This is a genomic window from Rathayibacter tritici (assembly GCF_001641005.1).
Classification (GTDB): Bacteria; Actinomycetota; Actinomycetes; order Actinomycetales; family Microbacteriaceae; genus Rathayibacter; species Rathayibacter tritici.
This window is the reverse complement of record NZ_CP015515.1, coordinates 1-21,788: the sequence shown is the minus strand read 5'-3', so window position 1 is coordinate 21,788 and position 21,788 is coordinate 1. Positions and strand designations below refer to the sequence as shown.

Sequence of the window (21,788 nt, the reverse complement as noted above, 5' to 3'; positions counted from 1 at the left end):
GAGCGTGCGCGTGACGGATGAGGGTCGCCTGATCGCGGGACGGTACCAGGTCGGGCCCCGGCTCGGCCGCGGCGGGATGTCCGAGGTGTATCTCGGCACGGACACCCGGCTCGGGCGCACCGTCGCGATCAAGGAGCTGAAGCTCTCCCTCTCCTCCGACTCCGCCTTCCGGCTGCGGTTCCGTCAGGAGGCGCAGTCCGCATCGCGGATGTCGCATCCCACGATCGTCCGTGTCTTCGATGCCGGCGAGGAGGTCACCGTCGACGACACCGGCGGCGAGTCGCGTCGCCCCTTCATCGTCATGGAGCACATCGAGGGCCGCCTGCTGAAGGACCTCATCGCCGAGGGCCCTCTCGACGTCGATGAGGCCGTCCGCATCGCGGAGGGCATCCTCACCGCCCTCGAGTACTCGCACCGCGCGGGCGTCGTCCACCGCGACATCAAGCCGGGCAACATCATGCTGACCCCGTCGGGCCAGGTGAAGGTGATGGACTTCGGCATCGCTCGCGCCGTCTCCGACTCCGCCGCGACCGTTGCGCAGACGACGGCGATCCTCGGCACCGCGGCCTACTTCTCCCCCGAGCAGGCGAAAGGCGAGCAGGTCGACGCCCGCAGCGACCTCTACTCCGCCGGCATCGTGCTCTTCGAGCTGCTCACCGGCCGGGCCCCCTTCCGCGGCGACACCCCCGTCGCCGTCGCCTACCAGCACGTCAGCGAGACGCCGCCGGCGCCGAGTTCGATCAACCCCGCCGTCACACCGGCACTGGACGCCGTCGTGGCGCGCGCGCTGTCGAAGGACCGCTACGAGCGCTTCCAGGGCGCGGCGGAGTTCCGCGACGACCTGCGCGACGCCGCCGCCGGACGCCTGCCCGATCACCGCCCGATCGACGAGTTGACCACCTCGCTCTTCGCTGCCCGCAACCAGGGCGGAGTGAACGACTCGGAGCTCGCCCTGCGCCAGCTGGCCGAAGACAACTCCTTCGTCCGCACCCAGCGCCGCCCGCCGGTGCTCTGGATCTGGTCCTCCATCGTCGTGCTCGCCGTGATCGTCGCTGCGCTGGTGATCTGGGTTCTGACGCTCCAGCCCGCGTCGACGCTGCCCTCGCAGTCGCGCGAGGTCCCGAGCCTCACCGAGACGACCTACGACAGTGCCCAGTCGACCCTGACGGAGCTCGACCTCGTGCCGAGCCAGGTCGCGGAGTACAACTCGACCGTCCCCGAGGGCGAGGTGATCCGCACGGATCCGGGCTCGGGCACGATCGTCGCGCCCGAGACGGTCATCCGCGTCGTCGTCTCGCAGGGCCCGCAGCCCGTTGCCGTGCCGGACACGGTCGGCCGCACCCTCGCTCAAGCCATCGACGCGCTGACCGCCGGCGGCTTCATTGAGGGCTCGCAAACCCGCGAGAACTCGCCGACCGTCCCCGGCGACGTCGTCCTCTCCACCTCCCCTGGAGCGGGTCAGCAGGTTGTACCGGGCACGCCGGTCGATCTCACCGTCTCCTCCGGCCAGGTCACCCTCCCCGACCTCGTGGGAACGTCGCTCAGCAGTGCGCTGGCCACTCTTGCGTCCGAGAAGCTGCAGCTGGTCGGAGTCGAGGTCCCCGACAGGACCTGCGACGCGACCCGGGCGAACCCGCCCATCACGACGCAGTCCCTGGCTCCGGGCGACGTCCCGCAGGGGTCGACCGTCCGGCTCGGCTACTGCGCAGGCTGACGGCTCTCGCCGCGACCCGCTCGGGGCGAGAAGGCGGCCTCGGTGGCGACGGGTGCTCCTGACGGCGGGGTTGCCCGAAGCGCCTCCTGCGCGGCCGCCGAAGCGAGCGTCGGCTACGCCCGGCGCGCGCCCGCGAGCGGAGGCTGGAGGCGCACGACTTCGCCGACGGTGGAGTCGTCCACCGGCCGTCCGATCCTGCCGCGGATGTCACTGGGCGTGAGCCCTTCGCGCCGCCTGAGCGCCCGGCGGAGGTGGTCCGCCGAGGAGAAGCCGGAGGCGGCCGCGATCGCCTCGAGCGGGACCTCCCGCGGGCGGCGGCGCAGCAGCTCGACGGCGCTCGCGACCCGGGAACGCTCGATCTCACTCGCGACCGTCGTCCCCGCGTCCTCGAAGAGCCGCTGCAGAGAGCGAGTGGACACGTTCACCGCGTCCGCGACCGCCTCCGGAGTGCAGCGCGGGGTGCGGTGCGTGCGGTCGATGACCGTGCGGGCGCGCCCGAGGGTCGCGGCCCGCACACTCGTGGCGCCCGGCTGCGCGCTCACCGCCGCGAGGAAAGCGCTGGTGAGGAGCTGCTTGACCACGTGCGCGAAGCCGGTGACCTCGCCCTCTCCGGGCAGGCCCGTCCCGGACTCCGCCGCGAGTGCGAAGGCGGTCGTGAAGGCATAGGCGGCACGGGTGGAGCGGGCGTCGGGATCGAGCGCGTAGACCAGGGCCGACGTATCGAAGCCGTAGCGGCGCATTTCGTCGGCGCGGAGGGAGAGTTGGAGGATCGTCGCCGGAGTCGTCGACTCGGTCGTGAACGTTGTCGTCCCCGCCTGGTACGAGATGGAGCCGGGACGGAGCAGCACCGTGCGGTCCGGCGCGACCATGCGCACGAAGCCGTCGATCAGGAAGGTGAAGGTGAGAAAAGCGGTGTCGTCGGACGACCAGGTTCCCCGAAGAACGCGTAACGGCGAGACGGTCATCAGCACGACGCTCAGATCACCAGTGCCGAATCCCGAGCCGGTAATGCTCGGAACTGTTCCCGGCTTCACAACGATGCGAGGACCGAGATTCTCGAGCTCGCGAATTCCCGAGAAAGCCCAAGAGATCGATTCGACCATGTGGTCCCCCGGACTTCTCTTCTTCGGCGCCGACCCCCTGCCGACGCCCTCTGATTATGCAGGGAAAAAGCGCCGCATCCTCCGCCGCGAGTCCGTCAGATCGCGTCACCTGACCGAGGGGGGCCACAGGGGGGTGGACATGACCGACCGCTGGCATAGCCCCGCCTTGCTCGGAAGCACCCCGCGATCCACCCGTCGGGCGGCGGTTCACGCGGTGAAAACGCGGTCATACCCGCGGCCCCGTTCGGGGGTCGAAGGCGCCGCCTCCCTCCCCTCCGACCCGCGAAGAGATCGACGCGTTAACGCGCCATATTCCGCCTTAACGCGCCACTGCCGAGAGTGTTGACCGGAACTCGGGAAAAGCGGACGCGCCGACCTCGCGCAGCCAGTTCTTCAGTAGGCGTCGTCCGCCCTCGGTGAGAACCGACTCCGGATGGAACTGCACCCCGACGAGCGGAGCCGTCCGGTGCCGAAGCGCCATGACCACTCCCTCCGGTGTCCGAGCCGTCACCCGCAGCTCCCCCGGCAGGCTGTCGTCGTCGACCGCGAGCGAGTGGTACCGCATCGCGGCGAAGCCGGATGGCAGGCCGTCGAAGAGCGGGTCGCCGTCGTGCAGGACGTCCGAGGTCCGGCCGTGGACCAGCTCCGGCGCCGCCACGACCCGCGCGCCGAGAGCATGCGCGAGCACCTGGTGGCCGAGGCAGACACCGAGCAGGGGCCGCCACGACTCGGTCGAGCGGTGCACAAGCGCCGCCGACGCAGGGACGTCCTCGGGGCGGCCCGGGCCCGGCGAGACCACAACCCCGTCCGCCTGCTCCGCGCGTGCGAGCAGCGCCTCAGTGCCGAGTTCGTCGCCCTCGACCACGTCGACCTGTGCCCCGAGCTCGCGGAGGTAGGCGACCAGCGTGAAGACGAAGCTGTCGTGGTGGTCCACGACGAGGATCCGCGGGGCCGCGCCGACGCTCACGATCCGACGGTCACGTTCCGGTCGAGCACCAGCGACTGCACCCACGGGAACACCCACTCATCGAGCGCGGCCAGCACCGCCGTGACGAGGACGAGAACGATCAGGAGCCGGACCCACCAGGGCCCGGGCAGGAGACGCCACAGCGCTGCGTACACGATCAGCCCTCCTGCGCCAGCGAGCCGGCGATCTCGGCGGGGGCGCCCGCGGAGCGCGGCTGGAACGAATCGAACACGCCGTACGCGATGATGCGCTCGGCCGTCGAGTAGAGCGGATTACAGCTCGTCAGCGTGATCAGGCGGTCGGTCGGGGCCGCGTCCGGGGTCCACGGGACGGGGTCGATCACCTGGACGTCGGAGGGCTGGACGTACTCGAGGTTGCGGAAGCGGTAGGTGTACCAGCCGTCCGCCGTCTCGATGTAGATCGGGTCGCCGAGCTGGAGCTCGTCGATCAGGTGCATGCCGCCGCCGTAGGCGCTGCGGTGAGCGGCGAGCGCGAAGTTGCCGGCCTGGCCGGGCATCTGCGTCCCGGGGTAGTGGCCGATGCTGCCCTCGTCGAGCACGTTCTCGGCGTCGATACCCTCGGCGATCGTGCGCACCCAGCCCTCGCCATAGCGCGGGATGTAGAGGTTGCCGAAGGAGGTGTCGAGGGCGGCGGCCGTCGCGACGACCGGCTCCGCGGAGGCGGCCTCGGTCGCCTGCGGTGCAGGAGCGGAGTCGCCCCAGCTCTCACGGAGCTCCGCCGCCTGAGTCGTCTGCTGACCGGCGATCACCGCGTCGTTCCACCACAGCTGCCAGGCAAGGAAGAGCAGGACCAGGACGCCGGCGGTCATCAGGAGCTCGCCGACGACTCCGAAGAACGAGAGGCGTCGGCCCGGGCGGGCCCGTCGTCGCTTCCCTCGCGGCCGCAGAGCCGTCGCGTCGGGGTTCTGGGCGGTCATGCGACGAGTCTAGGCGCGAGCCGCGGCGGGCTGCGGCGCTCCCTCGCGAGCTGGGGAGAACCTCTCCAACCGCCGCTTGGGGAGGGAAGGACCACGCCTCGAAGCGGCCGACCGACCACGCCGCGAGACGGCACAGCGCCACGGCGCTCCCGGCCGGGAGCCTCCGCCCGGTACAGTGGTCGGCATGGCACGAGCGACGAAGAGCCCGAAGGCCGAGCGCGACGAGACTCGGACCGGCGAGAACGCACCGAATCCGGTCTGGTTCAAGCCGGTGATGTTCGGGTTCATGCTGATCGGACTCGCCTGGATCATCGTCTTCTACGTGAGCCAGGGCACTCTGCCGGTCCCCGATCTCGGCAACCTCAACATCCTGATCGGCTTCGGCATCGCGTTCATCGGCTTCCTGATGACCACGCGCTGGCGCTAGCCCCCGAGCAGTGAACGATGCCCCGTCCGGTCCGCCGACGGGGCGTTCGTCGTCCGTGGAGCGGCTGCGCGCTGTCGGCTGCGTCTTCGCCGAAGAGGAGGCGGGCCTGCTCGAGGAGGCCGCCGATTCCTCCGCCGCCCTCGAACTGCTGCTGCGTCGCCGCGAGACGGGTGAGCCCCTCGAGCAGATCCTCGGCTGGGTCGCCTTCCGCGGTCTGCGCATCCCCGTCGAACCGGGCGTCTTCGTACCCCGGGTGCGGACCGAATGGCTGGTCGACTGCGCCCTCGAACTCCTCCCGGCCGGTGCCGTCGTCCTCGACCTCTGCTGCGGCTCCGGCGCTCTCGCGCGTTCGATCGCCGAGGAGCGCCCCGACGTGCGCCTGCTCGCCGCGGACCTCTCTCCCGCCGCGGTCGCGTGCGCCCGCCGCACACTCGCAGGACGCGCTGCCGTCCTCGAGGGCGACCTCTTCGATGCTCTTCCCCCGCCAGAGCGCGGACGGATCGACGTGGTGGTCGTGAACGCCCCCTACGTCCCCACCGCCGCGATCGCCCTGATGCCGCCCGAGGCTCGCGTGCACGAGCCGCGGCTCACTCTCGACGGCGGGCAGGACGGGCTCGCGCTGCACCGGCGCATCGCGCAGGAGGCGGGTCCCTGGCTCACACCCCACGGCGTCGTCGTGATCGAAGTGGGAGCAGACCAGGCCGCCGCGAGCGCATCCGCGTTCCGAGCGGGGGGCTTCGCCACGTCCCTGCGCCGCGATGGGGACCGGGATGCGACAGCACTCGTTGCCGTCCGGAGCCGAACTACACCGCTGTAATTATCCCCAGCTGTGGAATCTCCTGTGGAGAACTGCGCAGACTGCCGCCGACGGGCGTCCTCAAGGGGTGGACGGCAGGGATCCGCACCAGTGCGGTGGCGATCACGCACATCTCTGCTCCTGCCAGGTCCTCCCGGGGAGGACACTCGAGGCGTTGTCCCCAGTGTTAACAACTCTGTGGATAACTTCCTCCCCAGCTGTTGAGAGCGGTGGAGACAGGACAGGGAGGAGCGGCGGCGAGAACCACTCAGCGCGGAACGACAGGGCGGGCCCGAACGCGCCGAAGGCACCCCCGAGCCCGCCACCGCGGGTCGCGACCGACTCAGCCCAGAACGTACGCCCCTGCGGTGATCGCGATGAGTCCGACCCCGATCAGCCCGACGAGCAGATTCTGCGTGCTCCGCTGCGTGCGCTGCCGCGTCCGCGTGAACACGAGCCCGATCAGGGCACCCGCGACCAACCCGCCGACGTGTGCCTGCCAGGCCACGTTCATTCCCGGCAGGAAGCCGATGACGAGATTGAGCCCGACCAGGACCAGCAGCTGCTGGGCTTGACCGCCCAGATGCCGCAGGATCACCAGATATGCGCCCATCAGCCCGAAGATCGCGCCGGATGCGCCGATCACCGGAGTCAACGGGTCTGCGAGGAGGAGCACACCGACCGAGCCGGCGAATCCGCTGAGGAGGAAGAGGGTCAGGTAGCGCCCGCGGCCCAGCATCCGCTCGAGCACCATGCCGAACACCCACAGCGTGTACATGTTCAGCACCAGGTGGAACGGGATGACGAAGAAGAGCGATGTGCTGTGCAGGAACACCGAGGTGAGCATCCGCCACGGCTCGAAGCCGGCCCCGAAGTCGGACAGCGTGTAGGCGGGGGCATACAGCAGGGCATTGATCGCGGGTTCGCCGACGACGGGGAGGATCTCGACGATCCACAGCACGACGCAGAGCGCGATGATCGCGTAGGTCACCGTCGGCTGGTCGGCCCGGGTCATCGCCCGCACGCGCGAGACGAGCGGACTGCGGGTGCGCGGGGCGGTGGCGCGCTGCTGCGCCATGTCGTCCGGGCAGATCACGCCGACGGGAGCGGGGGTCTGGCATTCACCGCAGATCGTGCGTCCGCAACGCTGGCAGCGCACGAAGCTCTGCCGATCGGGGTGGCGATAGCAGGAGTAGCTGCTGCTCGGCGGGACCTGGGTCACGGACGTGCCTCCGGGGAGAGAAAGGGCCGGGCCCTGACGGACCCGGCCCTCGAATGAGTGTGGGACGAGGCGATCAGACCTCGGTGATCTCGACGGTCTCGATCACGACGTCGTCGAGCGGCTTGTCACGGCCGTCCGTGGGGACCGCCGAGAGCGCCTGAACGAGCTTCTTCGACTCCTCGTCGACGACGGCACCGAAGATGGTGTGCTTGCCCTGCAGCCACGTAGTCGGCGCTACGGTGATGAAGAACTGCGAGCCGTTCGTGCCACGGCCCGCCTGCTTGCCGGCGTTCGCCATCGCGAGGATGTAGGGCTGGGTGAAGTCGAGCTCGGGGTTGATCTCGTCGTCGAACTGGTAGCCCGGGCCGCCGATGCCCTGACCGAGCGGGTCACCACCCTGGAGCATGAAGTCGGGGATGATGCGGTGGAAGACCGTGCCGTTGTAGAGCGGCTCCTTTGTCTTCGCGCCTGTGGCGGGGTGGGTCCACTCGATGTCACCGGTCGCAAGACCGACGAAGTTGCGGACCGTCTGGGGAGCGTGGTTCCCATAGAGGTTGACGACGATGTCGCCCTTGTTGGTGTGGAACGTCGCGACTGCGGTGTGCAAAGGCATGCTCGGATTCTCGCACAGCGCGTCTGTAGGCCCCTGCAACGCAGGGTGTCAATGCGCTGGGTGCGCGGTGCGGACGCGGATCGATGAGTGGCAGTATTGACGCGTTCGCTGCTCGTAGCCGATGGAGGACCAACATGGGTCTGTCACGTAAGCACAAGAAGGACCTCAAGCGTCTTCGCAAGAACGCTGAGGCGGTGTGGAGCGAGCAGCAGGAAGTGCTGTCGCACGCGGCCTCCGTTCTCGAGAAGAGCCGCCGTCAGGCGGCTCAGTACGCGAAGAAGGAGGTCGTGCCCCTGGTCAAGGGCACGTACAACTCCCGCGTCAAGCCTGTCTACGACAACGGCCTCTCCGCCGTCGAGGGTACGTACTCCTCGGCCCGCGATGCTTACAAGCACAAGGTCCTCCCCACGTTCGCTGCTGTCGGGGGCACTGCCGCGGCCGCATTCGAGGCCGCGAAGGACTCGAAGAACCGCGCGAAGCTCGGCGAGATCTCGAAGGCGCGCTGGCAGGAGCTCACCACTCCTCCGAAGAAGAAGAACAGGGTTGGCACTGTCTTCGCGATCGGTGCCGCTCTCGTCGCCGTCGGCGGTATCGGCTACGCCGTCTGGCAGACCTTCCGCGCCGACGACGAGCTGTGGGTCGCCGACGACGAGCCGCAGAGCGCCGCGCAGAACGCGGCATCGACCGCTTCCTGACGCTTCCGTTGGACGAGCCGGGCCCCCCGAGGGGTCCGGCTCGTTCGAGTGCCCGGGTTACGCTTCTCCGATGGATATCCGGGTCGCCGCGTACGGCGTGATCATCGACGGCGAGCGGATGCTGCTCGCGCACTGGAGCCAGGGCCCCTGGTCGGCATGGACCCTCCCCGGCGGCGGGATCGAGGAGGGCGAGTCGCCCGCGGATGCTGCGATCCGCGAGATCTTCGAGGAGACGGGCTACCGCGCTGAGCTCGAAGCCCTCATCGGAGTCGACTCGCATGTCATCCCCGCGCACCGTCGCGGTGAGCCCGACGCCGGTCCACTGCACGCCATCCGCATTGTGTACCGCGCCCGCGTCGTGGCTGGCGAGCTCACCCACGAGGTCGACGGGTCCACGGACGCTGCCGCCTGGTTTTCGCTCGGTGAAGTCGAGGAGCTGGAGCGCGTCGAACTCATCGACGCGGCGCTCACCATGAACGAGACCTGGCTCCTGCGCTGACGGCGCCCGGGAATCCCCCGTCTCCCCTCCGTGTTCTCCCTGTCGTGATCGTCGAGTTCTACACCTCAGCCTTCTGCGGGGCCTGTCACGCGGCGCGCTCGGTGCTCGAGCGGGCAGCGGAGCTGGTCCCCGCCGCCGAGATCCGTGAATACGATGTGGCCTTCCATCCCGTCGAGGCCGAGGCCGCCGATATCCGCTCCACACCGACGGTCGTCGTGCGTGACAGCACGGGGGACATCGTGTTCCGCGCAGAGGGTGCGCCCTCCCTCCCCCAGGCTCTCGCCGCCCTCGCGCTGGCGCTCCCCGCGTAGGGTGGCCGGGGGAGGCTCCATGCACCGTCGTACCGCATTCGTGTGCACCGTCGCGACGCTCGGCGCACTCGCCCTCTCCGGGTGCACGGCGGACGAGCCCGCGACGACAGCGACGGTCGGGCTGGGCCGCGGTGGCGAACGGGCCGAGGTCCTTGGTGTGGTCGTCGTCTGCTCCGGATCCATCGACGGCCTCGATCTGGCCGCCTCCGACTCCGCTCCTGCGGCCATCGGCGACACTCTGCGGAGGATCACCCGCTGGGTCTCGCCGTCACCAGTCACGCAGCTGGGTGCGACCGACCTCTCCGGACGGACGATCTGGCCCGCCGACAGGGAGATCGAGCAGTTCCCGCCGGGCGTCGACTTCGCGCTCGGTGCCTATGCGACCGATCGCTCCGTGCTCTCCCGCCCCGTCGTGTTCACGGCCGAGCAGTTCGACACTCTCTCCGTCGGCGAGATCATCGTCGGCGATGTCCGCGACGGCACATCCAAGACCCTCTCCGTGCAGGAGTTCCTCGGCGTCGCCTGCCGACCGCGCTGACCGTCAGGACGCGGCTCTCCGGCCGACCCGTTCCGCGCGGCGGTCGACCGCTGCGCGGTGCTCATCACTCCGATACGACGAGAAAAACCGGAGCGGCCGGAAGACTGTGGAGCCTAGGAGATTCGAACTCCTGACATCCTGCTTGCAAAGCAGGCGCTCTACCAACTGAGCTAAGGCCCCGGGCTGGGGACGGGGCGATCCGCCTCCGAGAGTCGAACGGCCCGCCACTGCGAGGTGGTGAGCCGTCCGGCACGGGTGGGGGTACCAGGACTTGAACCTGGGACCTCTTCATTATCAGTGAAGCGCTCTAACCGCCTGAGCTATACCCCCGGATTGACCAGAGGAGACTCTACCGGACCTGCCGCCAGAATCCCAATCGGCCGCCGCCGCCTACTGGTTGGTGAAGCCGACCAGCAGCCCGCCGGTGATCTTGACGCTGAGGTTGTACAGCATCGCGACGATCGCGCCGAGGGCCGTGGTGACGATCGTGTTCAGCACCGCGACGACGATCGCGAAGCCCATGACCTGCGGTAGCGAGAGGAACGTGTTGAGGTCGAACGTCTCAGCGCCCGCGACCTCCTGCACCAGGCCGTTGACCTTCTCGAACACACCCGTCTGGGAGAGGACCGTGTAGACCAGGTAGACGACGACGATCGTGATGATCGCGAGCGTCAGACCCAGCAGGAACGAGAGCTTGACGGCCGACCAGAAGTCGACGTAGACGAGCTTCAAGCGAACCTGCTTCGCCGCCGGACTCTTCGCAGACTTCTTGGCGAGCTTCTCGGCGACGGTGCTACTCATCTACGGACCCATCCTCCTCCGACACCGGGCCGGACTCGGCCGCCGCCGCGGCGTCGGGATCCTCGTCCTGGGCGTCGAGATTACGTTCGGTGTTCTTGGCGAGTGCGATGATGCGGTCATCCTCAGCGAATCGTGCGAAGACGACTCCCATGGTGTCGCGACCCTTGGCCGGTACCTCGGCCACGGCAGAGCGTACCACCTTGCCACTGGCGAGCACGACGAGCACCTCGTCGTCCTCGCCGGTGATGATCGCGCCGACCAGGTCACCGCGCTTGTCCTCCAGCTTGGCCACTTTGATGCCCAGACCGCCGCGTCCCTGGAGCCGGTACTGATCGACCGCGGTGCGCTTCGCATATCCGCCCTCGGTGACCACGAACACGAAGCCTTCGTCACTGACGACATTGGCGTCGAGCAGACGGTCCTCCCCACGGAACGACATCCCCCGCACGCCCGAGGTGGAGCGGCCCATCGGGCGCAGCGCCTCATCGGAGGCGGTGAAACGGATGGACATTCCCTTGCGCGAGACGAGCAGCACGTCGCTGTCTTCCTCCACCAGCAACGCCGAGACCAGCTCGTCGCCGTCGCGCAGCTTGATCGCGATGATCCCCCCGGACCGGTTGGTGTCGTACTCGGCGAGAGCCGTCTTTTTCACCAGCCCGTCGCGCGTCGCGAGCACGAGATAGCGCGCCACCTCGTAGTCGCGGATGTCGAGGATCTGCGCGATCTGCTCGCCCGGCTCGAGCGCGAGCAGATTCGCGATGTGCTGCCCCTTCGCGTCGCGGCCCGCCTCCTGCAGTTCGTAGGTCTTCGCGCGGTAGACCCGCCCGGTGTTCGTGAAGAACAGGAGCCAGTGGTGCGTGGTGGTGACGAAGAAGTGCTCGACGATGTCGTCGGCCTTCAACTGCGCGCCGCGCACACCGCGGCCGCCCCGGTGCTGCGCGCGGTAGGAGTCGCTCCGAGTGCGCTTGAGGTAGCCGCCGCGGGTCACGGTGACGACCATCTCCTCCTCGGGAATCAGATCCTCGACGCTCATGTCGCCGTCGAAACCGAAGAGGATCTCGGTGCGGCGGTCGTCGCCGAAGCGATCGACGATCTCCTCGAGCTCGTCCGAGATGATCGTGCGCTGACGCTCGGGGCTCGCGAGGATCGACTTGTAGTCCTCGATCTCGGCCTGGATCCGGTCGTGCTCGTCGACGATCTTCTGACGCTCGAGGGCCGCGAGTCGGCGCAGCTGCATGTCGAGGATGGCGCGGGACTGCACCTCGTCGATGTCGAGAAGCTCCATCAGGCCGTCGCGCGCCTCCTCCACCGTGGGGGATCGGCGGATCAGCGCGATGACCTCGTCGAGCGCGTCGAGCGCCTTGAGGTAGCCGCGCAGGATGTGGATCCGCGCCTCCGCCTCGTCGAGGAGGTACTGGGTGCGGCGCACGATGACCTCGACCTGGTGGTCGACCCAGGCGCGGATGAAGCCGTCCAGCGAGAGCGTGCGCGGGATGCCGTCGACGATCGCGAGCATGTTGGCGCCGAAGTTCTCCTGCAGCGGCGTGTGCTTGTAGAGGTTGTTCAGCACCACCTTCGCCACGGCATCGCGCTTGAGGACGACCACGAGGCGCTGACCGGTGCGGCCGGAGGTCTCGTCGCGGATGTCCGCAATGCCGGAGACACGCCCGTCCTTGACCAATTCGGCGATCTTGATCGCCAGATTGTCCGGGTTCACCTGGTACGGCAGCTCGGTGACGACGAGGCAGGTGCGGCCCTGGATCTCCTCGATCGAGACGACGGCGCGCATCGTGATCGAGCCGCGACCGGTGCGATACGCGTCCTGGATACCGCGGACGCCGAGGATCTGCGCACCGGTGGGGAAGTCGGGGCCCTTGATCCGCTGCAGCAGCGCCTCGAGGAGTTCCTCGCGCGTTGCATCCGGGTTCTCGAGCGCCCACTTCGCGCCGGCGGCGACCTCGCGCAGGTTGTGCGGCGGGATGTTGGTCGCCATACCGACCGCGATACCGACGGAGCCGTTGACCAGGAGGTTCGGGAAACGGGCCGGGAGGATCGCCGGCTCGCGGGTGCGGCCGTCGTAGTTGTCCTGGAAGTCGACGGTGTTCTTGTCGATGTCGCGGACCATCTCGAGCGCGAGCGGCGCCATCTTGGTCTCGGTGTACCGCGGAGCGGCCGCGCCGTCGTTGCCGGGGGAGCCGAAGTTGCCCTGCCCGAGCGCGAGCGGGTAGCGGAGGCTCCACGGCTGCACCAGGCGGACAAGGGCGTCGTAGATCGCGGAGTCGCCGTGCGGATGAAACTGGCCCATCACGTCGCCGACGACGCGGGAGCACTTCGAGAACGCCTTGTCCGGGCGGTAGCCGCCGTCGTACATGGCGTAGATGACGCGACGGTGCACCGGCTTGAGGCCATCGCGGACCTCCGGCAGAGCACGGCCCACAATGACGCTCATCGCGTAGTCGAGGTAGGAGCGCTGCATCTCGAGCTGCAGATCCACCGGCTCGATCTTGTCGTGCCCGTGGATCACGACACCGGTCTCGGTGACAATGTCGTCACTCTCGTCCGGTCCGGTGGGGGTGTCTGCTTCGTCTGCCATGGTCTCTGGTCTCTCAGGTGGGTCCGTGTCCCCGAGGTGCGAGGGCGGCGGTCGCGCTGGGTGTCAGGGGGTCGGTTGTCGGTGGGTGGCGGTTCGGCGGTGGTCGTGCGGCCCATTGAGGGCCGCCGTCACCTTCTCCACGTGGCCGGGTCCGCGGCCGTGTGCCGCGGGGCTGCCGCCTTTCGGATCGCGGTGCGATCGCGGGGCTGCCGCCTTTCAAAGGACGTGAGGTTCCTCGACATTTAGATGTCGAGGAACCTCACGTCCTTCGCATTCTTCTGAATGAAGGAGCGGCGGGACTCGACGTCCTCGCCCATCAGGGTCGAGAAGATCTCGTCGGCCGCGGCCGCGTCATCGAGGGTGACCTGGAGGAGGGTCCGCGTGGCAGGGTCCATCGTCGTCTCCCACAGCTCCTTGTAGTCCATCTCGCCGAGGCCCTTGTAGCGCTGGATACCGTTCTCCTTGGGCATGCGCTTGTTGGTCGCCGAGCCGTGAGCGATCAGCGCGTCGCGCTCGCGGTCGCTGTAGACGTACTCGTGCGGCGAATTCGACCACTTGAGGCGGTACAGCGGCGGCTGCGCGAGGTAGACGTAGCCGAGGTCGATCAGCGGACGCATGTAGCGGAACAGGAGCGTCAGCAGGAGCGTCGTGATGTGCTGCCCGTCGACGTCGGCGTCGGCCATCAAAATGATCTTGTGATACCGGGCCTTATCGGGGTTGAAGTCCTCGCCGATGCCGGCCCCGAACGCCGTGATCATCGCCTGGACCTCGTTGTTGCCAAGGGCGCGGTCGAGCCGGGCTTTCTCGACATTGAGGATCTTGCCGCGCAGGGGGAGGATCGCCTGAGTTTCGGGGTTCCGGCCCTGCACCGCGGATCCGCCCGCCGAATCGCCCTCGACGATGAAGATCTCGGAGATCGACGGGTCCTTCGACTGGCAGTCCTTGAGCTTGCCCGGCATACCGCCGCCCTCAAGCAGGCCCTTGCGACGGGCCGTCTCGCGCGCCTTTCGCGCCGCCATGCGGGCCGACGCTGCCTGGATCGCCTTGCGGATGATGTCCTTCGCCTGGCTCGGGTTGCGATCGAACCAGTCGGCGAGCTGCTCACCGGCCACCCGTTGCACGAATGCCTTCGCCTCGGTGTTGCCGAGCTTGGTCTTCGTCTGGCCCTCGAACTGCGGCTCGCCGAGCTTGATCGAGACGACGGCGGTGAGGCCTTCGCGGATGTCGTCGCCCGAGAGGTTCTCGTCCTTCTCCTTGAGCAGGTTGTTCGCGCGCGCATAGCGATTGACCAAGGACGTCAGCGCGGCGCGGAAGCCCTCTTCGTGGGTACCGCCCTCGTGCGTGTTGATCGTGTTCGCATAGGTGTGGACGCTCTCGGTGTAGGCCGTCGTCCACTGCATCGCGACCTCGAGCGAGATGCGGCGCTCGGTATCCTCCGACTCGAAGTCGATGATCTCGGAGTGCACCAGGTCTGATTTCTTCAGCGAGTTGATGTACTCGACGTAGTCGACGAGCCCCTTCTCGTAGTGGAAGACGTCGGTGCGGTCGCCCTCGGTCTCGTCCTCACCCTCCCCCTCGAACTCGACCTCGTTCTGATCGGTCAGCGCGATGCGCAGACCCTTATTGAGGAATGCCATCTGCTGGAAGCGGGCGCGCAGGGTCTCGTAGTCGAACTCGACCGTCTCGAAGATCCCCGCGTTGGGCCAGAAGGTGATCGTCGTGCCGGTCTCGTCGCTGGCCTCGCCCTGGGCGAGCGGGGCGTCCGGCACGCCGTCGGTGAAGCTCATCCGGTACACGGCACCCTGGCGCTTCACCTCGACCTCGAGGCGCGTCGAGAGCGCGTTGACCACGGAGGAGCCGACGCCGTGCAGACCACCGGAGACCGCGTAGCCGCCTCCGCCGAACTTGCCGCCGGCGTGCAGGACGGTCAGCACCAACTCGACTGTGGAGATGCCCTCGGTCGGATGCATGTCGACCGGGATGCCGCGGCCGTTGTCGGCGACGGTGACGCCTCCGTCGGCGCGCATCACAATGTCGATGTTGTCGCAGTAGCCCGCGAGCGCCTCGTCGACGGCGTTGTCGACGATCTCGTAGACCAGGTGGTGCAGACCGCGCGGACCCGTGGACCCGATGTACATGCCGGGGCGCTTGCGGACCGCTTCAAGTCCCTCGAGGACCTGGATCTGGTTGGCACCGTAGTCGCCGGAGGACTTGGTCGACATGCTCTCGTGCGCAGCGGAGGGTCCGGCGGAGCCGTTCGCGTCCAGGTCGTTCGCTTCGGGTGACGTGGAGTCGTTCGGCTCTTGTGTCATAGCTGTGGAGTTCTCCTCTGACGGTCCGTCGTAACGCGCACGGGGATCTGGAGATCGCCCGCACGGCGTCGTCATTGCGGTTCGGCGGCCCTCCATTCTACCGCGTGCGGGCTCGATCCGAAGCGCTGGACGGCGATCTGCGGCGCGAAACTTCGGCGGTCGACCGAAAATGCGTTGTCAGCCGTAGGTGTCGCGCGGACCACGCCCTGGAATGGACCTGGGACCCTTTTTCCAGTTCGGGACGTCGGGGCCCAGGAAACGGATCGACGCGATGCCCGCCTCGGGGAAGTTCACGGCGATGTGGTTCATGATCTCGATCCGCATCAGCCGCAACTGCGTCGACCACGCCGTCGACTCGCAGGCGACGGTCAGGACGCCGTCGACGACACCCACCGGACTCGAGTGCTTCGCTGTCTCCTCTCCGGCGATCGCCGTCCACGACGACATCAGGTCACCCTGGGCAAGTGGCGCCGTCCAGCCGAGCGTCACGGTCAGGGAGTCGAGGACGTCGCCGAGGTCGTGCGGGTCGCGGCCCTTGCCGAACGGGATCGCGTCACCGCGGGGCTCTGCGCGCTCCACGGTCTTCCGGATGCGGCGCGGGCCGTCCGCACCGAATACCTCCTTGAGGTGACGGTAGACGCGGGCGGCTTCGGAGTCGGGGGCGCCGCGACGGGGCGCGTCAGCCATCGGCTGGCTCCGTACCGACGATACGCCCCGCCTCGATCCGCACAGTGTGCGCGGCCAGCGCCTCCGGCACATCGTCGAAGACGGCTGCGGTGATCAGCACCTGCTCGTAGTCGGCGACGACGGAGGCGAGCCGCTCGCGTCGCCGCGCATCCAGTTCGGCGAAGACGTCGTCGAGCATGAGCACGGGGTCGCCCATCGGGGAGTCGCGGCGCAGCAACTCCGCCGCCCCCAGCTTCAGCGCCAGTGCGAACGACCAGCTCTCGCCGTGGCTGGCGTATCCCTTCGCCGGCAGCGCATTGAGTTCGAACTGCACGTCGTCGCGGTGCGGGCCGATGAGGGACACACCCCGGTCGAGCTCGCGACGCCGCACCCCGGTCAGCGCCGTGGCGAACGACGGCGCCAGACTCTCGCCCGCCGCCGGCGAGGCAGAGCCCGGCTGCTCCACTGGCTCGCCGTCGTCGTCGACCGCGCCCTCGATACTCAGGCGCGAGCGGAGCACCGGGCGCTGGTCGGCGCCGGCGACCGCCTCGTAGGCTGCGCGCACCGGCCCGCTCAGCTCCTCCACCAGAGTGAGGCGGGACTGCATGATCTCGGTCCCGAGCGCGATCAGGCGCTCGTCCCAGATGTCGAGAGTGCCGAGCTTCGACGCGTCGCGGACCCCGCTCGCCCGCGCCGACTTCAGCAGGGAGTTGCGCTGGCGCAGCACGCGCTCGTAGTCCGACTGGACCGCGCTCATCCGGGGGGAGCGGAGGACCACCAGCTGGTCCAGGAAGCGTCGCCGCGCGGACGGATCGCCCCGGATCAGCAGAAGATCCTCCGGTGCGAAGAGCACGCTCGAGAAGAAGCGGGGAAGCTCGCGCGGCTTGATCCCGCCGCGGTTGATCTGCGCGCGGTTGGGCGAGGAGCGGTTGATCTGGACCTCGGCCAGCAGCTCGCGCTCCCCGTTGCGCAGGCGGGCACGAACGACGGCGCTGTCGCGGCCGGCGCGGATGAGCGCCTGGTCGCTTGATACGCGGTGCGAGCCGAGGGTGGAGAGGTAGCCGAGCGATTCGACCAGGTTCGTCTTACCCTGTCCGTTCCGCCCGACGAAAAGATTCGGCCCCGGGACGAGCGCAACATCGACGGATTCGTAGTTGCGGAAGTCACTGAGCGCCAACTGCGTCACCTGCACGTCGCGCTCCTCTCCTCCGCCCCCCCTAACAGACCATCGTCCCCCGCAATGTGGAGGCGGCCGAAGGCCCGCCGCCTCCGTGAGAGCATCCCTGCCTCACGGGGGCGGCGGGCCGCAGTCCGCCGTCCGTCACCGGCCCTGCACAACGCCACCACCCCTGAAAGCCGACCGCTGTGAGGCCGGGCAGGGACCGGCCGAGCCCGTGGAGTGAGCTCCGCTCAATCAACGGCTTTGACGCTATGCCCGCCGAACTGGTTGCGCAGCGCCGCGACAGCCTTCATCGCGGGGGAGTCCTCCTGGCGGGAGACGAAGCGCGCGAAGATCGAGGCGCTGATCGTCGGCACGGGGACGGCATTGTTGATGGCCTCCTCGATGGTCCAGCGGCCCTCGCCCGAGTCCTGCACGTAGCCCTCGATGTTCTTGAAGTCCGGGTCCTGCTCGAGGGCGCGGACGAGGAGCTCGAGCAGCCAGGACCGAACGACCGTGCCGCGCTGCCACGCCTTGAAGGTACCGGTGACGTCCTTGATGATGTCGCTGCGGGTCTCGAGGAGCTCGTAACCCTCCGCGAACGCCTGCATCAGGGCGTATTCGATGCCGTTGTGCACCATTTTCGCGTAGTGGCCCGCACCGACCTCGCCGACGTGGACGAAGCCCTCCTCGCGGGGGCCCTCCGGACGCAGCGCGTCGAAGACGGGCATCGCGTACTCGACGAGCTCCTTCGGGCCGCCGACCATCAGGCCGTAGCCGTTCTGCAATCCCCACACGCCGCCGGAGACTCCCGCGTCGATGTAGTGGATGCCCTTCGGCTTCAGCAGCGCGTCGTGCTTGAAGTCCTCGGTGAAGCGGGAGTTGCCGCCGTCGATGACGAGGTCCCCCTCGGTGAGCTTCTCCGACAGATCCTTCACGACCGCGTCGGTGATCTCGCCGGCCGGGACCATCACCCAGACGATCCGGGGCGAGGGAAGCGCGGCGATCATCTCGTCGAGCGAGGCGGCGTCCGAGACGTCCGGGTTCCGGTCGTAACCGGTGACCTCGAGGCCCTTCGAGCGGAGGCGGGAGCGCATGTTATCGCCCATCTTGCCGAGGCCGACGAGTCCGATGTGCATGGTGAACCTTCCTGGATTCGTTGTCCGGCGGGCGGGCGCTCGTCGGGAGCGGGGCGGTCGCGGCTCTGCGATCCGGGGTGGTGGTCAGCGCAGGAGCAGGTTGGGCTGGAGCAGGTAGCGGTAGCTGTCGCTGCCGGGCTGCTCGCGCGAGGTCTGCGCGGTGATCAGGACGGGGCCGGGCTTGTTGGGGTTCTCGGTCTTCGTGAACGCGATGCGTACGAATTCGGAGTGGACGGCGGCGAGCCCGTCCAGCAAGAACTGGGGTTTGAGCGAGACGACCACGTCGTCGCCGGTCACGATCGCATCGATGCTCTCGGACGCCTGCGCCTGCTCGGAGCCGATGGCCTCGAGAGTGAGCCCATCGCTGCTGAAGCTGAAGCGGAGGGCGGCCTCGCGTTCGAGCACGAGCGAAACGCGGCGGACGGCCTCGATGAGGTCGCTGGTCGACATGACCGCAAAGTTCTCCACGGAGGCGGGGAAGAGGCGCTTCACGGGCGGAAAGTTGCCCTTGATCAGCAGCGAGGTGACAGTCTTGCGATCGGCGGTGAACGCGATCAGCTCGCGTTCGTCGCGGTTCGTGATGGCAATCGAGACGGTGCCGGAGTGGCCGAAGGTCTTACCGACCTCCTGGAGCGTCCGCGCCGGCACCAGAGCGGTGAGCGGCTGAGCCGGCGCCGGGTTGTCGCCGTTGTCCCAGTCGATTTCGCGGACGGCGACCCGGTAGCGGTCGGTCGCGACGAGTCCGATCGTGTTCTCGGTGATCTCGAGCTGCACGCCCGTGATGACCGGAGTCACGTCGTCGCGCGAGGCGGCGACCGCCACCTGCGAGACAGCTGCCGCGAAGGCGTCCGCCGGGACGAGACCGGTGGAGGCGTCGATCTCGGGGATGCTCGGGTACTCCTCCACGGGCATCTGCAGCAGCGTGAAGTGCGCCGAGCCGGCCGAGACCGAGACGCGCGACTCCTCCGTGGCGATCCGCACGGGTGCGTTGGGCAGGCGGTTCGCAATGTCGGCGAGAAGGCGGCCCGAGACCAGCACGGTCCCCGTCTCCTCGACGTCGGCTGCGATCTGCGTCTGTGCGGACACCTCGTAGTCGAAGGAGGACAGTGTCAGACCCTCAGCGGTCGCCTCGATGAGGACTCCGGAGAGGATCGGCAGGGTCGTGCGCTGCGGGAGCAGCTTGACCGCGAAGGACACCGCCTCGCTGAAGACATCGCGGTTGGCTTGGAACCTCACGAGTACACCCCTGACGAGTCGCGGACGAAGACCGTCGCCCATCGTACCCGTCGGGCTCGGCGCGCTCGGAAGGGGGTCGCCCGTCGAGCGCTCCCGAGCCGCTGTGAAGAGGTTGCTGGTCGAGGCCTGGTTAAAGAGAGAACTGCGTTAACAGTGTTAACACGTGTGGAAACTGTGGAAAGCGCTCCGGGACCCTACTGCTCAGAGGGATCGGAGCTACGCGACCCTGTGGAGGGAGTGTGAGCGCGGCCGTGGACGCCCTGTGGAGCGATTCGGGGCGATGCGCCGCCCTCCACAGGTGGGCGCTTCTGGCCCACAATTCCGAGGCGGTTGTCCACAGTTATCCACAGGTTCCTCACACTGTGGAAATCGTCGGCTGTGGCGCGTGAGACGGCGCGTCAGGCGCACAGGCGACTCGATGCGAGAGGTCGATGGGTGCTACTCGACCATCGAGTACACCGGGAAGTGGCGGATCGACCTCGGGCGACGGAGGATCGAGACGGGCACTCGCCCGAGGGACGGCCCGAAGCCCCGCGTCAGCGGTTGGTCTTGATGCGGGTGGTCAGCTCGGTGACCTGGTTGTAGATGCTGCGGCGCTCCTTCATGAGCTCCGAGATCTTCTTGTTCGCGTACATGACGGTGGTGTGGTCGCGGTTGCCGAACAGCTGGCCGATCTTGGGCAGCGAGAGATTTGTCAGCTCGCGGCAGAGGTACATCGCGATCTGGCGTGCGGTGGCGACGGCTTGAGAGCGTGACGATCCGTAGAGGTCATCGACCGTGAGCTTGAAGTAGTCCGCAGTGTGATTGATGATGTCGACCGGCGAGATGACGTTGTCCTCGTCGAGCGTGATCAGGTCCTTGAGCACGGTCTGCACGAGCGACATGTCGACCGGAGTGCGGTTCAGACTCGCGAACGCGGTGACGCGGATGAGCGTCCCCTCGAGTTCACGGATGTTGCTCGACACCTTCGACGCCATGAACTCGAGGATGTCGTCCGGAACGAGCAGCTTCTCGCTCACCGCCTTCTTGCGGAGGATCGCGATGCGCGTTTCGAGGTCGGGAGCCTGTACATCGGTGATCAGGCCCCACTCGAAGCGCGAGCGCATCCGGTCCTCGAAGCCGGTCAGTGCTTTCGGCGGCAGATCGGAGGTGATCACGACCTGCTTGTTGTGGTCGTGCAGCTGGTTGAAGGTATGGAAGAACGCCTCCTGCGTCTCCGCCTTCCCCTGCAAGAACTGGATGTCGTCGATCAGGAGGATGTCGACGTTGCGGTAGCGGCCGTGGAAGGCGTTGCCCCGGTTGTTCGCGATCGAGTTGATGAAGTCGTTGGTGAACTCCTCGCTCGAGACGTACCGCACGCGGATCCCCGGATAGAGGCTCATCGCGTAGTGACCGATGGCGTGGAGCAGGTGTGTCTTGCCGAGCCCGGAGTCGCCGTAGACGAAGAGCGGGTTGTAGGCCTTGGCGGGAGCCTCGGCGACGGCGACGGCCGCCGCGTGGGCGAACCGATTGGATCCTCCGATGACGAAATTGTCGAAGCTGTACTTGGGGTTCAACCGGGTGTCCGTGGCCGGCACGGTTCGCAGCTCCTCGACGACACGGGTCGGCGCGACCGTGGCCGAGGAGGCGGTGATGGGCTCGAACGGGTTCATCGACTCCGCCGACGACGGGGAGCTGAGCGGCTCGTGCTCGATGTCGGGGTTCACCACGAAGGCGAACGTCGAGACGCCGAAGGAATCATCGAGCGTCCCGATCGCACTGAGCAGGGGCACCCGCACCCGCTGCTCGAGCATCCCGCGGGTGAACTCGTTCGGGACCTCAAGGTAGAAGGTGCCCGCCATGATGCCCTTGGGCTCCACCAGCGAGACGAACCCGTAGAGGGGAGCGGTGATCCGCTCGTCCTGGGACAGTGCGCCGAGGATCACGTTCCACGCGTCGACCATCGACGTGTCGTCTGTCATCTGTCTCCGGTCCTGAGTGGTGTCGCTGTGAAGTCGCTGCGGGAGTCGTCCGGTCCGGAGGCCTGTCGGAGGTCGTCGCGGCGCGGTGGTGGGCCGCGA

The 21,788-nt window shown here is 68.1% G+C and carries 21 protein-coding genes and 2 tRNA genes; 7 read left to right on the top strand and 16 right to left on the bottom strand.

What is annotated here, in order from left to right:
• Positions 1-10 precede the first annotated feature (10 nt).
• Positions 11-1,714, top strand: coding sequence for a Stk1 family PASTA domain-containing Ser/Thr kinase (pknB, locus tag A6122_RS00110; RefSeq protein ID WP_068256756.1), 1,704 nt, complete (start codon positions 11-13; stop codon positions 1,712-1,714).
• 113 nt (positions 1,715-1,827) lie between these two features.
• Here pknB and A6122_RS00105 read toward each other — a convergent pair whose 3' ends face one another.
• From A6122_RS00105 to A6122_RS00095, 4 genes are all read right to left on the bottom strand, one after another.
• Complete coding sequence (locus A6122_RS00105) at positions 1,828-2,679, bottom strand: helix-turn-helix domain-containing protein (protein ID WP_157593765.1); 852 nt, start codon at positions 2,677-2,679, stop codon at positions 1,828-1,830.
• Between the two features lie 457 nt (positions 2,680-3,136).
• A complete protein-coding gene (locus A6122_RS00100; RefSeq protein ID WP_068250074.1) occupies positions 3,137-3,784 on the bottom strand; it encodes an anthranilate synthase component II in 648 nt (215 codons plus the stop codon).
• A complete protein-coding gene (locus A6122_RS16860; RefSeq protein ID WP_167542316.1) occupies positions 3,781-3,939 on the bottom strand; it encodes a hypothetical protein in 159 nt (52 codons plus the stop codon). The genes A6122_RS00100 and A6122_RS16860 overlap by 4 nt, the downstream gene beginning before the upstream one ends.
• A gap of 2 nt (positions 3,940-3,941) precedes the next feature.
• On the bottom strand, positions 3,942-4,721 hold the full coding sequence (locus A6122_RS00095; RefSeq protein ID WP_068250071.1) for a class E sortase: 780 nt from the start codon (positions 4,719-4,721) through the stop codon (positions 3,942-3,944).
• Positions 4,722-4,905: 184 nt separating this feature from the next.
• Here A6122_RS00095 and A6122_RS00090 point away from each other — a divergent pair, with 184 nt between their 5' ends.
• Both A6122_RS00090 and A6122_RS00085 read left to right on the top strand, forming a co-directional pair.
• Positions 4,906-5,148, top strand: coding sequence for a cell division protein CrgA (locus A6122_RS00090; RefSeq protein WP_068256749.1), 243 nt, complete (start codon positions 4,906-4,908; stop codon positions 5,146-5,148).
• A gap of 10 nt (positions 5,149-5,158) precedes the next feature.
• Positions 5,159-5,965, top strand: coding sequence for a putative protein N(5)-glutamine methyltransferase (locus tag A6122_RS00085; RefSeq protein WP_181134350.1), 807 nt, complete (start codon positions 5,159-5,161; stop codon positions 5,963-5,965).
• A 322-nt stretch (positions 5,966-6,287) separates the two neighbouring features.
• Here A6122_RS00085 and A6122_RS00080 read toward each other — a convergent pair whose 3' ends face one another.
• Positions 6,288-7,166, bottom strand: coding sequence for a rhomboid family intramembrane serine protease (locus A6122_RS00080; RefSeq protein ID WP_068250064.1), 879 nt, complete (start codon positions 7,164-7,166; stop codon positions 6,288-6,290).
• Positions 7,167-7,239: 73 nt separating this feature from the next.
• Positions 7,240-7,779, bottom strand: a complete 540-nt coding sequence (locus tag A6122_RS00075) for a peptidylprolyl isomerase (RefSeq protein ID WP_068250062.1) — start codon at positions 7,777-7,779, stop codon at positions 7,240-7,242.
• 134 nt (positions 7,780-7,913) lie between these two features.
• Between A6122_RS00075 and A6122_RS00070 the strand changes: the two genes are divergently transcribed.
• The 4 genes from A6122_RS00070 to A6122_RS00055 all read left to right on the top strand — a co-directional run bounded on the left by A6122_RS00070 (position 7,914) and on the right by A6122_RS00055 (position 9,822).
• Positions 7,914-8,474: a hypothetical protein gene (locus A6122_RS00070; RefSeq protein WP_068250059.1), complete on the top strand. Its 561-nt coding sequence runs from the start codon at positions 7,914-7,916 to the stop codon at positions 8,472-8,474.
• A 70-nt stretch (positions 8,475-8,544) separates the two neighbouring features.
• On the top strand, positions 8,545-8,973 hold the full coding sequence (locus A6122_RS00065; protein WP_068250056.1) for an NUDIX hydrolase: 429 nt from the start codon (positions 8,545-8,547) through the stop codon (positions 8,971-8,973).
• Positions 8,974-9,017: 44 nt separating this feature from the next.
• On the top strand, positions 9,018-9,284 hold the full coding sequence (locus tag A6122_RS00060; RefSeq protein ID WP_068250053.1) for a thioredoxin domain-containing protein: 267 nt from the start codon (positions 9,018-9,020) through the stop codon (positions 9,282-9,284).
• A 19-nt stretch (positions 9,285-9,303) separates the two neighbouring features.
• The gene (locus tag A6122_RS00055; protein ID WP_068250050.1) at positions 9,304-9,822 is read left to right on the top strand and encodes a hypothetical protein; all 519 of its coding nucleotides are present in this window, start codon (positions 9,304-9,306) and stop codon (positions 9,820-9,822) included.
• Between the two features lie 107 nt (positions 9,823-9,929).
• Here the strand turns inward: A6122_RS00055 and A6122_RS00050 are convergent.
• The 10 genes from A6122_RS00050 to dnaA all read right to left on the bottom strand — a co-directional run bounded on the left by A6122_RS00050 (position 9,930) and on the right by dnaA (position 21,569).
• Positions 9,930-10,002: transfer RNA gene (locus A6122_RS00050), tRNA-Ala, on the bottom strand.
• Positions 10,003-10,078: 76 nt separating this feature from the next.
• A tRNA-Ile gene (locus A6122_RS00045) sits at positions 10,079-10,152 on the bottom strand.
• Positions 10,153-10,212: 60 nt separating this feature from the next.
• Complete coding sequence (locus A6122_RS00040; RefSeq protein ID WP_068250046.1) at positions 10,213-10,623, bottom strand: DUF3566 domain-containing protein; 411 nt, start codon at positions 10,621-10,623, stop codon at positions 10,213-10,215.
• The gene (gene gyrA / locus A6122_RS00035; protein ID WP_068250044.1) at positions 10,616-13,216 is read right to left on the bottom strand and encodes a DNA gyrase subunit A; all 2,601 of its coding nucleotides are present in this window, start codon (positions 13,214-13,216) and stop codon (positions 10,616-10,618) included. The genes A6122_RS00040 and gyrA overlap by 8 nt, the downstream gene beginning before the upstream one ends.
• Before the next feature lie 242 nt (positions 13,217-13,458).
• Complete coding sequence (gyrB, locus tag A6122_RS00030) at positions 13,459-15,438, bottom strand: DNA topoisomerase (ATP-hydrolyzing) subunit B (RefSeq protein ID WP_068256747.1); 1,980 nt, start codon at positions 15,436-15,438, stop codon at positions 13,459-13,461.
• 267 nt (positions 15,439-15,705) lie between these two features.
• Complete coding sequence (locus A6122_RS00025; RefSeq protein WP_068250042.1) at positions 15,706-16,215, bottom strand: DciA family protein; 510 nt, start codon at positions 16,213-16,215, stop codon at positions 15,706-15,708.
• Positions 16,208-17,386, bottom strand: a complete 1,179-nt coding sequence (recF, locus tag A6122_RS00020; protein ID WP_068250038.1) for a DNA replication/repair protein RecF — start codon at positions 17,384-17,386, stop codon at positions 16,208-16,210. Before recF ends, A6122_RS00025 begins: the two co-directional genes overlap by 8 nt.
• A gap of 218 nt (positions 17,387-17,604) precedes the next feature.
• Positions 17,605-18,492, bottom strand: a complete 888-nt coding sequence (gene gnd / locus A6122_RS00015) for a phosphogluconate dehydrogenase (NAD(+)-dependent, decarboxylating) (protein ID WP_068250035.1) — start codon at positions 18,490-18,492, stop codon at positions 17,605-17,607.
• Positions 18,493-18,576: 84 nt separating this feature from the next.
• Complete coding sequence (dnaN, locus tag A6122_RS00010) at positions 18,577-19,728, bottom strand: DNA polymerase III subunit beta (RefSeq protein ID WP_068256744.1); 1,152 nt, start codon at positions 19,726-19,728, stop codon at positions 18,577-18,579.
• A 536-nt stretch (positions 19,729-20,264) separates the two neighbouring features.
• Positions 20,265-21,569 carry a chromosomal replication initiator protein DnaA gene (gene dnaA, locus A6122_RS00005; protein ID WP_418320025.1) on the bottom strand — a complete coding sequence of 435 codons (1,305 nt, stop codon included), beginning with the start codon at positions 21,567-21,569 and terminating at the stop codon, positions 20,265-20,267.
• Positions 21,570-21,788 lie beyond the last annotated feature (219 nt).

What these genes read in the sequence shown, in the direction of transcription:
- gyrB (WP_068256747.1), bottom strand. Translation starts at nt 15,438, where the DNA reads ATGTCGACCAAGTCCTCCGGCGACTACGGTGCCAACCAGATCCAGGTC.
- A6122_RS00055 (WP_068250050.1), top strand. Translation starts at nt 9,304, where the DNA reads ATGCACCGTCGTACCGCATTCGTGTGCACCGTCGCGACGCTCGGCGCA.
- A6122_RS00105 (WP_157593765.1), bottom strand. Translation starts at nt 2,679, where the DNA reads ATGACCGTCTCGCCGTTACGCGTTCTTCGGGGAACCTGGTCGTCCGAC.
- gnd (WP_068250035.1), bottom strand. Translation starts at nt 18,492, where the DNA reads ATGCACATCGGACTCGTCGGCCTCGGCAAGATGGGCGATAACATGCGC.
- A6122_RS00095 (WP_068250071.1), bottom strand. Translation starts at nt 4,721, where the DNA reads ATGACCGCCCAGAACCCCGACGCGACGGCTCTGCGGCCGCGAGGGAAG.
- dnaA (WP_418320025.1), bottom strand. Translation starts at nt 21,569, where the DNA reads ATGGCGGGCACCTTCTACCTTGAGGTCCCGAACGAGTTCACCCGCGGG.
- gyrA (WP_068250044.1), bottom strand. Translation starts at nt 13,216, where the DNA reads ATGGCAGACGAAGCAGACACCCCCACCGGACCGGACGAGAGTGACGAC.
- A6122_RS00025 (WP_068250042.1), bottom strand. Translation starts at nt 16,215, where the DNA reads ATGGCTGACGCGCCCCGTCGCGGCGCCCCCGACTCCGAAGCCGCCCGC.
- A6122_RS00070 (WP_068250059.1), top strand. Translation starts at nt 7,914, where the DNA reads ATGGGTCTGTCACGTAAGCACAAGAAGGACCTCAAGCGTCTTCGCAAG.
- A6122_RS00065 (WP_068250056.1), top strand. Translation starts at nt 8,545, where the DNA reads ATGGATATCCGGGTCGCCGCGTACGGCGTGATCATCGACGGCGAGCGG.
- A6122_RS00090 (WP_068256749.1), top strand. Translation starts at nt 4,906, where the DNA reads ATGGCACGAGCGACGAAGAGCCCGAAGGCCGAGCGCGACGAGACTCGG.
- A6122_RS00040 (WP_068250046.1), bottom strand. Translation starts at nt 10,623, where the DNA reads ATGAGTAGCACCGTCGCCGAGAAGCTCGCCAAGAAGTCTGCGAAGAGT.
- A6122_RS00075 (WP_068250062.1), bottom strand. Translation starts at nt 7,779, where the DNA reads ATGCCTTTGCACACCGCAGTCGCGACGTTCCACACCAACAAGGGCGAC.